The sequence below is a fragment of the Paenibacillus sp. 2KB_20 genome, assembly GCF_052115765.1.
In the GTDB taxonomy this organism is placed as follows: domain Bacteria; phylum Bacillota; class Bacilli; order Paenibacillales; family Paenibacillaceae; genus Paenibacillus_AQ.
Window position 1 is genome coordinate 44,976 of the sequence record NZ_JBFRHH010000002.1, and the last position, 11,805, is coordinate 56,780.

An 11,805-nucleotide genomic window follows, 5' to 3' on the forward strand; every position below is an offset into this window, starting at 1 on the left:
TTACACCTCCCGTTCCTCTTGATAAGCCCCGAACTCGGTTTCAACGGTGAATTGGACCAAAGCGGTGTCTAGCTGGTAATTGAAGCGGAATCCTGTAACAGCCGATATCCGGTCATCCTGTGTTAAAGCTTCCCGAACCCAACGTTCTACCTCGGATTCAAACACCGCGCGGCCACGAACGGCGCTTAAATCCATCTCATTCCCGTAGTCACCGCTGTATATGAGATGTTCAAAACGCCGGGTCGAAAGGATCTTAAACACCGTCTGCTTAACTGCCTCTATCCCATCCACTTTGCGGCTGCTAACCCTGCCATTGTTCCAATCGAAACTGTAGGTTCTGCTTGGTAACGGGACCGGCTCCAATTCCTCTTCGGTCATTTCTACATCGCTTTGAGGTATCATTCACTCACCGCCTTATCCAGCACTAAATACTTCTGCCCGCCCTGCACCCGGAGCATGATCACTGCGTCACCCACGGTTAGTCCCTTGCGTATGACGATGGGCTTCACCGGGAGAGAGGGCTCGGTTATCTTCGTGCTAGATCCGGTGCCGGTGTCATCCGTGTATTCATGTGTGTGATGTAGATCGATCTCGTAGCGTGTCAAGGATTCCGGTACAATTAAAAAAGCCTCCGAGAGTGTTAGCCTTTGATCTAGGCTAATCTCCAAGGGGCTTATCGCTTCCACTGTTCCTATTTGTACGGCGACAGGATTACCGGTATTTACCGCATCCAAGGCCGCTTTTTTTATGATGTCCAGCATTCTTACACCATCCTTAAATCCAGCGACATCGTATGGACTGAACCAGATACGCTGTGTGTGCATTCATCAACCAAAAAGAATTTATTTATCCCGAAGCGCTGAATCTGAATATTGACGTACATTCCAGCACGCAGCCGGAAGTCACCAACCGCCTCGATTTTCAGCTTCCTTGTTTCCCGGTTCTTGGCCGTGATCAAGCGGGTCAATAGGTCATTTATTTGAGCCTTGTTCATGTCCTCGTTAACGCTTTGATACAGCTGAAGCTTCCCCCATTTTTTAATGCGGCTGCTGTCCTCGATCTTAAAGGTTTCCCGTTTACCAGACTTCTCGTTATCCCGATACAACACGATATGGTTATAGGTATCTTCGTCGATGGATTTCGAATAGGTGAAGTCTGTCATCAGGCTGCCTTCTCCTATGACAAAGCCGTACTTCATCTGTGTAATGTTTTCTAAAGTCAGCTGCCCGAAGTCATCGTAAAAAACGAAGTTAGTGCTGTACTTGATCAGCGTTGTATCCAAGGCCCAACAGACCATATCCATCAGGGTTTGATCATCCTGCAGGAAGTTTGGGATCTTGTACTTAGTATCGGCTAGCTTTCCGGTCTTCAGGTTGAAGTCTTTGGCGATCCGCTGGATGATCTGGGTCGCGGTCACGTTTGTCAGCACATAAGTATGATTCGCGTTCAGGTAGCGAAGCTGATCATAGGCCAGTATCTTCGCCTCTCCGTTCCTGCTCATCTCGAATTTGAAGATGTAGCCCATGAACACTTTGTTTGTTCCGTCGGTAAACTGAACGATATCCCCGTTTTGATAATTGAATTTCTTATCCTGGTAAATGCCGCTATCAACCAGGGTAAACTCCAATGAAGAGGCCTTCCCGATCCGGGACGTAGAATATCGGATATCCTTAACCACATTCGATACGTCCCAGACGTTCCCATCCTTGTTATCGATCACGATTTTCATTTCATCACCCCGGAAGCTTAATCACGGTTCCGACCTTCAATTTTTTCGCCTGGGCCTCCGTGATATTGTTCAGTTTCATGAGCTCCTTATACCGGCTGCCGTCTCCAAGATTCGCCTTCGCGATTGTCCAAAGCGAATCACCGCTTTTAACCTTGACCGTTTTTGGCTTGGCTCGTTCGTCTGGCCGTTTTGGCTTGGTGGCTGCGGCTTGCTTCTTCTTGCCGGCAGATGCGGCGGACGTCTTCGCGATCGTCACTTTTTTGGCCGAATAAAAAACATATTCCTTAAGGGACAACGTGTATTCGAAGTCTCCAGGCGCTCCGCCGACTTCTTTATAGTTGAACTCCTCGATGGATACCGGTATGTTGATCTTCAAGCCCTGGCTAATATAAATAAACCGGATCGGCTTCTTCTTGTTCATCCAGTCCTCAATCCGGCGAATGTAGTCAGCGGGGGCGTCAAACCCTTTAGATGGAATAGCGTCTGACATATCTGCGGGAAACACGCCGCTGAATGTAATTTCCTTGAGCTTTGGCGCATCGATCGCATTGATCCAGCCAAGGCCGGCGACGTTGTGCTCTTCCCCATCACCTTCGCCCTCGATCTCGATTTCTTCCGGAAGGACCGGAATTTGAAATACCACCGCTCGGTTATTAAAGCTCAGCTCGATGCTGTAATCCGCCATCAGTTGTACACCCCTTTGGCGCTGGCCGCGACTTGATCCTCAAGTCGAGTTGTAATTTTCGTTACGATCGAATCCAAGTCACCGCTGTTGTTGATATTGCCCGTCTTCAGATTGACAGTAGGCGTCAAGGTGGTGAAATACTGAATATTCTTCATCTCGGCGATATTCCGCATAATCTTCAAATCCTCGCTACTGATGTCCACCTTACCCTTAACCTTGTCTACCTGCTTTACCTTGCCGACTTTATCAATGTCATTCGATTTAGGCATCTTCATTTCTGGTACTACATAGTCGCCGCCTTGACCTGCACCCTTCTGCTTCTTCTCTGCTTCTGCTTGCGCCTTAGCCCGTTTGGCCGCACGGTCATCCAGCCACTTCTCGATCTTAGCCTCTCGTTCAGCTGCTTTCCCCTGAGCCTTCTGTTGAGCTGCCGTTATCTTAGCTTCTCCTGCTTGGCGTGCCGCTTCGGCTTGGATTTGGGCTTCGGCAGAAAATGTGACGCCGTCGATGAAGTCGATAGAAACAAATCTTAATTCATTGAGCTTTGCAATCATATTATTCAACTTGTCTATAGCTCCGTTAACCAAAGAATCAATTGCTTTCAAAGATTCAACCTTTGCGTCATGAAAAGCATTCGATATACCGACTCCAATCCGTAAGAAGAACACAGGGATCTGGTCAAAGAAGTTTAAGATCGCATTCCATGCCCGCATGAAGGCGGCGGCAAATTGATCGTTCGTTTGCCATAGGTTATAAAGCCAAGTAATCAATGCAATTATGCTCGTGATGATAAGAATATAGATATTAGCTTTCATCACCGTATTCAATCCGGCCCATGCAAACTTTAGGCCGTTTACAGCAGCAGCTTGAACAAATAAAGCAGCGGTTTGAATGCCGGTCGCAACGGCACCTACGATCATACCCACCTTGTTTATAGCCATGATTAAGGCCAATGATCCAAGCGCTCCAATCAATCCGTATACAATAGGCTGCAACAGCGGCCAGTTGGTCCTCATGAACGTGAATACCTGGGTCGCCATATCTAAAAACCATAAGAGTGACCGGACTGCTCCCCCTATGGCCCATGACAACATATCAAACGTTTTCTGGAATTCTCCGGACTCGAAACCGGCATTGATCTTGTCAAATAGAGGAGCTAGGGACTGCAGTCCAGATTCACCCGCGGACGCCATGTTAAACTTGAAGGTTTGGAGAATTCGATTCCACTTTGCGGCAGGGGAATCAAGCATTTTCTCAAATGCTTCTTCGGTCAGGTTTTGCTGATCCAGCATTTTATCCATGCCCTTGATGAATCCGTCAACATCGCCTCTCATCCCGGCTAGCCGAGCCTCACTGTCTTTGAGCATGCTTCGAGAGATATTAAAGCGTTCCGAGATGGACGTATAGTCGCCACTCAGGAGTTCCTTCAGTGAAAACGCTGCCCCTTCAAGACCCTCAGTCGGATTCAGCTTTGCAAGGCGCATAGCTAGTTTATTAATGTCTGTTAACTGCTTTGGATCCATTGTTGCCGACATAAATGACATACTCCCTAGCAAGCTCGCGTCAACGTCTTGGCCGTACTTGAGGGCCTGTTGAACCGTTTGGTTATATATCGCCCTACCAAGGGCGTCATTACCCGATCTGGAGGTAAAGGTGTTCAGCATTTCCTGCTGTTTCATCGCCCCTCCGATCGTTGCGCCGCCGAGTTGCTGAGCGCCATGAAACGTAAGATATGCAGCAACAGCCCCCTTGATCGTCCTGGCCAGTCGCCCTGTCTCCCTTTGACCCCTTCGCACGGAATCATTAAATCGATCTTGCCGCCTTGTAGAATCTTCGATCGCTTCAGTAATCCGGCTTTCAGCAGATGCAATTTGGTTTTTTGCAGCAGCCAACTGACGGTCGATATTAGCGTTCCGATTCGTAGCCCGCTGCATTTGCTCCATCGTACTGATTACGATGTTAAGGGCATTCGTAATGTTCTTCAAAGGCCCTGTCATTGAGTCAAACATCTTGAGCGTAGAGGATACCGTCGCCATGACATACCTCCTTCCAAGAAAAATAAAAGACGCTCCCAACTATGAGAGCGTCGATACTTTACTTCACATTTTCAAAAATCTGAATCGCTTTATCATTTTTTGTCTCTAATATGAATAAACCATTTCTCGGCCAATCCTTCATCACATCGAAAATAGCAATCTCGCCTTCTATATCCTTAGAAGATTCATATTCATAGATGGCTACCTTTTGCTTATCAACATAGAATAATACACCATCAATCGCTTCTGTGCTTTGAAGCTTTGGCTTCTCTTCTGGATCCACCTCTACACCTTCATCTTGATAGGCCTTAATAAATTTGTCGAGCGTCAGATCCTTATTCTCCGACTCAGCCGAGCCACAACCAACAACTGCGACCAGAAATAACATTAACAATGCCAATAAGCCCAATGACTTTTTCATAAACCGTCCCCCTGAATAGGTCATATTTCCCAATCATTCTACCAAATTTTACAGGCTTGGGTCTACCGCTTTTTAGCTTTGAGCTTTTTGGCCTCTTCCTTTTCCTTCTCGATCCGGATTGAAATCATAGCGTAGATGGCAGCCCGTTCCCGGACTGACATCGCCATAAGCTGGTGTGGAAGGATGTGCAACTCATGGAGGGCGTAGTACGCATAGTTCGCGTCACCATCGCCCTCCTTGATTAGTTTTTTACCTCGTCCACCAGCTCGTTAACATCACGGTCAAAACCGTTCATGGCTTGAGCTCGTTCGGTCAGCGCAGCGTATTCTCCAGGCAGCAGCATTTTACGAAGAAGTGCCTCCGCACCTGTCACACTGTAGGACTTTTGCAAATCCGCGTTCTGCAGATCCGGGAAGACGACGCAACTGGTTGTTACCCGAGCAACGTAATCGTTCGGATCGATCTCCGGCAGGTATACCCCATTTTTACCCTTTACCTTCCGAGTGGCTGCCTTTCGGATCTCGGCGTTCTTCTCTTCTGTGATGCTGCGGAGCTTCCATTTGACCGGCTTTCCTTCCGCGTCCTTAAAGCGCCCCGATACAGTGAAATCCTCCGTTACCTCCAATGCGGCATTATCTGCAAAAAACATAGACATATCAGACATAGTTATTCTCCTTTTCTATTTGTTAGATTTTTAGATAATTACGTGCCTAGGACTGGCTCCTGGAACGACTGACCCAGATCAACGTCATCAAACGTAAAGCTAACCTCTTCCTCCAGCGCCTCCGATTCTGTATCAAGTGATGCCATGACCACACTGTCTAGGTTTACGCCTTTGAGTGTTACGGTCTGAGCACCGATGCTAGACGATGGGTCTTCGTTGGTGATTGTGATGTCGAAAAAGGCATCCCGACCTGTTTTCATGTAATCGTACATGAGCTGACGAAACAAAGTCGTCATATAAAAAATCGTCATCGTCCCGGTACCGTTCCATCCTGTAGCTTTGTGCTGGACACCACGGCGGCCCAACGTTTTCACTTCCGATTTATTCTTTTCTACCGTAGCCTCCAGCGTCTTAACGTAGAACATTTCATGAACCCTGTTCTCGATTGTAGCGTAGGCCCGGCCTTCCTGGCCGGAGATAGTATCCTGGGCCTTCAAAAATCCTCCCATGCTTTAACCCTCCTTATCGGACAAATACCCGCATATAGATTTTTTCGATCGCATCCACCGGCTGCACGCGGAGTTCAACATACACACTGTCAGCTGTCTTTCCTTGCTGTACCGTGACGTCTGTCTGGGCGTCAAAGTTCTGAACTGCGCCGATCCCTACGAGTGTATCGATGTAGGTGACGATCTCTTTTCTAAACAGCGCCCGTCCATCCACGTTATTGTCTACCTTGCCGATGTAATACAGTTGAAATATACGTTTCAGGTCGTTCGCAAGACTGTCCAGTACACGAAGCACCCGATTCTTGGAGCGCTCCCGGCCCTTGGTCGCTGTGAAGCTTCGGAATGTATTAATGTCCTGCTCTACGACGGCGCGGCCGTAAGCGTGGATGAATACGAACTCGCCACCTCTCAGTGCCGCTTCGATCTCGCTGTTCGTGTAGCGGACATCCACATCCACGGCATCGTCATAGGCGGAATACGTCAGGGACTCATCTGCAGCAGCTCCCGCCGTAGCCCCGGCCACCCATGCGACCGCCTTCACTTTGTCCAGGACGGTACCATCTGAGAGGATGACGCCGTTTTTGACGCTTATCACGCCCTCATAATCGGCTGCCGCATAATCAGACATGACCACCTGCACTTTTTTGCCTTCTTGATCCCGCATCCGTTTGATGGCAGCCGTGTATACCGGCTTCAGTGTGGCGTCCGAACTCAGAAGACCGATGGTGTTGAAATCATATCCCTCGATCTTGGTCAGATAATCCGTATGGTCTCCATTGGTTACGGTGCCGTCTGCGCCCCCGGTCAGGTTCAGGCCTGCGGTAACATCCGGCGCGCCGGTGCCGCTGAATTTGACCCAATTGTTTTCGACCAGCTCCTCGATTTCGGCCACGATCTGCGTATCCATCACCTCGCCGGCAAGCAGCGTAATGATATCGAATTTCGCTGGGTCATCGATGTTGTTCTGAACGATAATCCGAATGTCATTCCCACGGAGCCCTCCGTGTTTCGCTGTCACCGTCAGCCCTGTATTCGTAGCTGTCGCGGCGGTACCGGCATTTAATCGATACAGCAAGACTTTGCTGGCCCGTTTCAGCGCTTCCCGCAGTGGCAACAGCTCGGGAGCCGAAATGTCGTATCCCAGGACGCCTTTTGTATCGGCACCTGCCTCTACAGTAATGACTTGTTTGGACGGCCCCCAGGATAGCGACAACGGCAATGATGCGACGCCGCGCTCACCAAGGGTACCCAACGTTTGCTCGGTCGTTTCAAAGACGATATACACACCAGCACGGTCCTTGTTTTGCGTTTTCCATGTTCCTCCTGCCATGCCCTACACCTTCCTCTCTTTGAATGATTTGATTACGGCTGCTACCTCGTCCAGCGTATACGTCTTGTCTGGCGACAGCAGGCCCGTAAGGATGTCTTTTTCTGACGTGGTAAACCGTTTGGCTTCTACCAGCTGCTCCTTGGTGTAACGCGGCTCTGGTTGCGTCTGTGCCTTACTCTCTTTTGTACTCATTTCAAGCGCCCCTCCTGTTCCATTTGTTTCATTTTAATTCCAGGCTCTTTGGCTCGCATGACGTGGTAGTTGTAATCAACAAAGAAATGCAGCACGTCATCGATAACCTCAAAGTTCATGCCGGTTCCCCTAAACTTCATGCCGTCGATCTCGATCCACTCCAGGACGTCCAGCAGTTGGCTAGCGACCGAAATGAAGTCCTCATTCGTGGCTGAGAAGTAATGCACGTTGAAATAATGGTTTTGTCCATAGCGCCTGCCCTGGATCCGGCCATGGTCTGCATTCAGAAGCAACACAATAAAGCAGGGCTCCTTTAGGCCCTGCCTTCTTTTACCATATACTTTCCAGCCGAAGGTTATCTTCAGCTTATTCATGACGGCATGTGTCAATTGGTCTGCATCCATAGAATCACCTCATCGACTTGGCCCACGGCCGTTCATTATTTGTTTCAGCAGCTCCCCTTGCCTGCGTTCCAGATAAACCGGCAACTCCTTTTCGAGCTGCTTCATGGAGATGGTCATCATGAACCGTCCTTCCACCCATTCGGTTTTATCGCGGTTCCGATGGCCGTTTTCAACAAAGGAAGCATATTCGGTATTATTGAATATCTCAACAACATAAGAATCGCCGCGCCGCTCTACTCGGCCTACTCGCCAATTCCTCCGGAGCTCCCCTGAATCCACTGGCGTACGCTTCTTGATCTTTCGCTCGGCACGATAGGCCATCTCCAGCAAAAAGTCCTGAATGAAGCGATCAATCACCCGTTCATCCAGCGCCTTCTTAAATGCTTTCGCCATGCGCTCCAGGTCGTCAAAATCAAAGCTTCCCCATCTCGGCATCAGGCTCGATCCTTCCGGGTTAAATTGACTTCCTGGTGGGTCGAATAAGGCGGAAACGGTTCGCCGGCCGTGAAATGATATTTCCGGCCGTTGCGGGTGACTTCTAGTTCATCGCCTTGCAGGATTTCGACTTCCGGCGCGATGAACAACTTGGCGTCATAATCAATCTGGTTCTCGGCTTCGGTTTGTCCGTTCCGAGCAAGGCCAGTCTGTGAGACCCTGCAAGGTTCATCCTGGTATTTTGTGATTAATCGCTGCTTGGTTTCGGAATCCACCTCGTAATCCTCGTATCGCTGAATGATAGCCCGATCCGTGTAGGTCTTCTCCAGCTTTCTGCGATACTGCCGCAAATTCATCGCTTACCACCTCAATTTTCGGAACCGATTCAGATCCATGCGATAATTCAAAACCACTTGATCAAGGGACATCTTGGTCGTGTTGGTAACACCCGCGGAAGAACTGGCAGGGGAAATCGAGGTGTCACCAATCTTGATGTTATCGCCCCCGCCAGCTCCGTCACTGATCTCATCCACATTCGGTAAATCCACCCTGGCCGCATCAAGCGACATAGCTGCCCAGGTGAAGGATAATTCTTCTGGGATCTCCTCAAGATTGCAGTAATGCATGATGCGATATCCGATTTCACGAATATAAGAAACGACAAGCCCTTTTAGGGCGTCATCTTGAAGCTGCAAACGTCCCTTGATGATCGCCCATATAGTCTGTTGATCTTCAGGATTACTTGGGATCATCAGGATTCACCTGATTATTAGGATCGTCGGAAGCAGAGGGGTCTTTGCCAGGCGTAGCTGAGCCTTTATTTTCTTCCTTCTCGTCAACCTCGCCGTCGCCTTGATACCCTGCAGCCTTCAGTTTTTTGGCGATGCCTGCATCTTTAGTTTCAAATACCCCTTTTTCATCAAAACGCGCAATCGGGTGACCATTCTTTTTATCCAGTACAATCAATTTTGGTTTTGCAACGAATTTCATATATGTTCATCCTCCTTAATTGGTAATGATTCCCGCAGTTCGGAGCTTTGCCAACAGCGCATTAAAGTCTGTCACCAAACCAGCTATATCGGTAGCCGTGCTGTTAGCTTGTGCAGCCGCCTTGTTTGGCTTTGCGTCAAGCGCCGTCTGTAACCCCGTGATTGCTGCCACAGCATGAGTATGGTTACCCGCTGCAGCTGTTGTTGCTGTCGTTCCGATTTGTGGGGCGAAAGTTGCTGGTTTCCCTGTAATGTCTACCCATGCAACCTTAACCGGACCGCCCGACTCCGCATTTTTCACAATATCAATAAGCAGCCGGCGCAACTCAGGTTGCAATCCGACTGCTTGAGCAATTACATCTTTTAAATCCATAGCTCCCTGTCCTCCTTATTAGGCTGTCGCTAGATTTTCAATTTTGCCGTGCATGAATGCTGGGCCGTGATCCAGACCGATCTGGCCGAAGATTTGGCCGTCATCCGCTGCTCCTTTTTTGCTCAGTTCCTCATAGAAGAAGTTACCCTTTCCAGGGACCGGCTGGAAGACAGGTGCAATAACCGACATCTCAGCAACAAGAATGCCAGAAGTAGGGTTAAAACGATTCAACATAATACCGATGTTGCCAAAGTCGGTTTCGATCTGCTTGATATTCACACCGCCTACATTACGATCCGTAGGAGCATAGGAATACAGGTCGGTGATGATCTGTTTCAGATAAGCATTCGTCCACAGCACCATATTGGAGAACACAGCACCGTTACTGTACATCTCTCTCCACAGACTCTGTAGGATGTCGCGTTTCAAGTCGGCGCCTGCTGCATCAATAGCCGTGCCTGCTGCTTGATACATACCACGGGTTTTGTTTGCCTCATCAACTTTCGTGGCTAGTTGGTATTCACCATTGAGGAATGTCCATTCAACGTCACGGGCAATTTTTCCGAGTTGTCTGGCGATTTGGAAGTCTTTTTCACTAGGCGCATTGTTCACTTGGCCCTGCGTATTAAGACCACTCAAGCGCCCTGAATTGGATTGCTTGGCGTACGTAAGAGACACGCTTTCATGAAAGATTTGAGTAACATTCTTGTTTTGATCTCGAGCATACGAGATAGCTTGCGGAGCTGTCACAGAAGCTTGTTCTGAGATAGCCGGCTGTTCAGCAGTAGGGTATACATACAACGAAGAAGTCGCAAACTCGAAATTCTGGGTTTGAAGACCTCCGGTCATACCACCAATAGCGGAAAGAAACGGCGTGTTCTCCGCATCCGCTGTGAACAGCTCTCCCGCATAGTTTGGAAGATTAAAAGTATTACCTTGACCTGGTACGTTTGGCATTTAAAATTCATCCTTTCTCTTCGGCTTTTTGCAGCTCGAACATTTGATTTTTCAGTGCGATTTGTTGCGTGAAATTTTTGGACTCTACCGCCTTTTGGTATTGTGCTGTAAGCTCAGCCATCTGCGGCGATTGCTCCCGGTTTGGCTCGCTGCCTTCTGGTGGCTGGATACCTTTGAACTTCGGACCTTTTGGCTTTTCGGTAAACAAAAAAGCCTTCGATTCACGAAGACCCTTAAGTTGATCGTCCAAGCCGTCTTTAATGCTGCCGTCCTCATTCAGTTCAATCCTGTCTTTGTCCAGAAGCCCCGCAACCAGATCAGGGTCATGTGCCTCCCCGGCAAGCGTAAGCTTCAAGGCTGTCGCCAGTTTCAGATCCTGCATATCTTTGGTATACTGGTCTGCTGCTGTCTTGTTGTCGTTCTGAAGCTTGCTGATCTGCTCCTTGAGCGCTTCGTTATCCCCTGCAGATTTCTTCAATTCGGCCAACTGATTATCCCGATCCTTCAAGGCATCCTCTGCCGCTTTCTTCGCTGTGTTCGCCTCGTCGAATTTTTCTTTCGGGAACCATTGGCCGTCTGAAACGACAGCAATTTTATGTTTATCCCCAGCCTTTTCAACAACCTGTTTATACAGTTCTTCTCCCAATACTTCTTTCAAATCTGGCATTCTCAACACGCTCCCGATTAGGTTTTTTGACTGGTAACCCGCCAGCACTCGGCTTCCGTTCAGTTTTACCCCGAACCTTTAAAGTGGGCAATATAAAAGGGCTGCGAAAGTCTCATTCACAGCCCTGCTACGGTGTAACCTCTTTGTATTCAGCTTCAAAGCTTACCTTGTCCATTCGTTTCAAAACTCCCGCTGTATCTTTGACAATGTAATCTCCTTGATAAGCTTCGATAACGTCAAAGTTGCTACGAATCACACGCAAGCGCACACCATAAGTTCCGAATTCAACCGAAATGGGCATCCCTACAAACGCGATGATTTCAGTGATATGCGCCGTGTCCAGCCCCTGAAACTGAATCGCCTGTACCGTAATACGCTTCTCATAAATTTTAGCTCCCATCAGAACGCCTCCTA

The 11,805-nt window shown here is 48.7% G+C and carries 19 protein-coding genes; all 19 read right to left on the bottom strand.

All coding sequences use genetic code 11. The annotated features are described in order from the left end of the window. Nucleotides 1–402, bottom strand: a complete 402-nt coding sequence (locus tag AB4124_RS05980; RefSeq protein ID WP_441971715.1) for a DUF2634 domain-containing protein — start codon at nucleotides 400–402, stop codon at nucleotides 1–3. Further along, nucleotides 399–761: a DUF2577 domain-containing protein gene (locus AB4124_RS05985; RefSeq protein ID WP_441971717.1), complete on the bottom strand. Its 363-nt coding sequence runs from the start codon at nucleotides 759–761 to the stop codon at nucleotides 399–401. Before AB4124_RS05985 ends, AB4124_RS05980 begins: the two co-directional genes overlap by 4 nt. Nucleotides 762–763: 2 nt before the next feature. Continuing rightward, nucleotides 764–1,729, bottom strand: coding sequence for an XkdQ/YqbQ family protein (locus AB4124_RS05990; protein WP_441971719.1), 966 nt, complete (start codon nucleotides 1,727–1,729; stop codon nucleotides 764–766). A 4-nt stretch (nucleotides 1,730–1,733) separates the two neighbouring features. Next, nucleotides 1,734–2,414: a LysM peptidoglycan-binding domain-containing protein gene (locus tag AB4124_RS05995; protein WP_441971720.1), complete on the bottom strand. Its 681-nt coding sequence runs from the start codon at nucleotides 2,412–2,414 to the stop codon at nucleotides 1,734–1,736. After that, nucleotides 2,414–4,450, bottom strand: coding sequence for a hypothetical protein (locus AB4124_RS06000; RefSeq protein ID WP_441971722.1), 2,037 nt, complete (start codon nucleotides 4,448–4,450; stop codon nucleotides 2,414–2,416). The genes AB4124_RS05995 and AB4124_RS06000 overlap by 1 nt, the downstream gene beginning before the upstream one ends. A 58-nt stretch (nucleotides 4,451–4,508) precedes the next feature. Next, nucleotides 4,509–4,871, bottom strand: coding sequence for a hypothetical protein (locus AB4124_RS06005; protein WP_441971724.1), 363 nt, complete (start codon nucleotides 4,869–4,871; stop codon nucleotides 4,509–4,511). 241 nt (nucleotides 4,872–5,112) lie between these two features. Beyond that, nucleotides 5,113–5,535, bottom strand: coding sequence for a phage tail assembly chaperone (locus tag AB4124_RS06010; RefSeq protein WP_441971726.1), 423 nt, complete (start codon nucleotides 5,533–5,535; stop codon nucleotides 5,113–5,115). 38 nt (nucleotides 5,536–5,573) lie between these two features. Next, nucleotides 5,574–6,044, bottom strand: a complete 471-nt coding sequence (locus AB4124_RS06015; protein ID WP_441971728.1) for a phage tail tube protein — start codon at nucleotides 6,042–6,044, stop codon at nucleotides 5,574–5,576. 13 nt (nucleotides 6,045–6,057) lie between these two features. Next, nucleotides 6,058–7,374: a phage tail sheath family protein gene (locus AB4124_RS06020; RefSeq protein ID WP_441971730.1), complete on the bottom strand. Its 1,317-nt coding sequence runs from the start codon at nucleotides 7,372–7,374 to the stop codon at nucleotides 6,058–6,060. Nucleotides 7,375–7,377: 3 nt separating this feature from the next. Then, nucleotides 7,378–7,566: a hypothetical protein gene (locus AB4124_RS06025; RefSeq protein ID WP_441971731.1), complete on the bottom strand. Its 189-nt coding sequence runs from the start codon at nucleotides 7,564–7,566 to the stop codon at nucleotides 7,378–7,380. Next, nucleotides 7,563–7,970, bottom strand: coding sequence for a phage tail terminator family protein (locus AB4124_RS06030; protein WP_441971733.1), 408 nt, complete (start codon nucleotides 7,968–7,970; stop codon nucleotides 7,563–7,565). Before AB4124_RS06030 ends, AB4124_RS06025 begins: the two co-directional genes overlap by 4 nt. A 9-nt stretch (nucleotides 7,971–7,979) precedes the next feature. After that, nucleotides 7,980–8,405, bottom strand: a complete 426-nt coding sequence (locus AB4124_RS06035) for an HK97 gp10 family phage protein (protein WP_441971735.1) — start codon at nucleotides 8,403–8,405, stop codon at nucleotides 7,980–7,982. Continuing rightward, nucleotides 8,405–8,761, bottom strand: coding sequence for an ABC transporter ATP-binding protein (locus AB4124_RS06040; protein WP_441971737.1), 357 nt, complete (start codon nucleotides 8,759–8,761; stop codon nucleotides 8,405–8,407). Before AB4124_RS06040 ends, AB4124_RS06035 begins: the two co-directional genes overlap by 1 nt. Before the next feature lie 3 nt (nucleotides 8,762–8,764). Beyond that, nucleotides 8,765–9,157: a DNA-packaging protein gene (locus AB4124_RS06045; protein ID WP_441971739.1), complete on the bottom strand. Its 393-nt coding sequence runs from the start codon at nucleotides 9,155–9,157 to the stop codon at nucleotides 8,765–8,767. Continuing rightward, nucleotides 9,144–9,395 carry a hypothetical protein gene (locus AB4124_RS06050; RefSeq protein ID WP_441971741.1) on the bottom strand — a complete coding sequence of 84 codons (252 nt, stop codon included), beginning with the start codon at nucleotides 9,393–9,395 and terminating at the stop codon, nucleotides 9,144–9,146. The genes AB4124_RS06045 and AB4124_RS06050 overlap by 14 nt, the downstream gene beginning before the upstream one ends. A gap of 15 nt (nucleotides 9,396–9,410) precedes the next feature. After that, entirely contained in the window at nucleotides 9,411–9,767 is a 357-nt protein-coding gene (locus tag AB4124_RS06055; protein ID WP_441971743.1) for a head fiber protein, read from the bottom strand. Between the two features lie 18 nt (nucleotides 9,768–9,785). Continuing rightward, the gene (locus AB4124_RS06060; protein WP_441971745.1) at nucleotides 9,786–10,724 is read right to left on the bottom strand and encodes an SU10 major capsid protein; all 939 of its coding nucleotides are present in this window, start codon (nucleotides 10,722–10,724) and stop codon (nucleotides 9,786–9,788) included. A gap of 7 nt (nucleotides 10,725–10,731) precedes the next feature. After that, nucleotides 10,732–11,391, bottom strand: a complete 660-nt coding sequence (locus AB4124_RS06065; protein ID WP_441971747.1) for a phage scaffolding protein — start codon at nucleotides 11,389–11,391, stop codon at nucleotides 10,732–10,734. A gap of 127 nt (nucleotides 11,392–11,518) precedes the next feature. Further along, nucleotides 11,519–11,791: a hypothetical protein gene (locus tag AB4124_RS06070; RefSeq protein ID WP_441971749.1), complete on the bottom strand. Its 273-nt coding sequence runs from the start codon at nucleotides 11,789–11,791 to the stop codon at nucleotides 11,519–11,521. Nucleotides 11,792–11,805 lie beyond the last annotated feature (14 nt).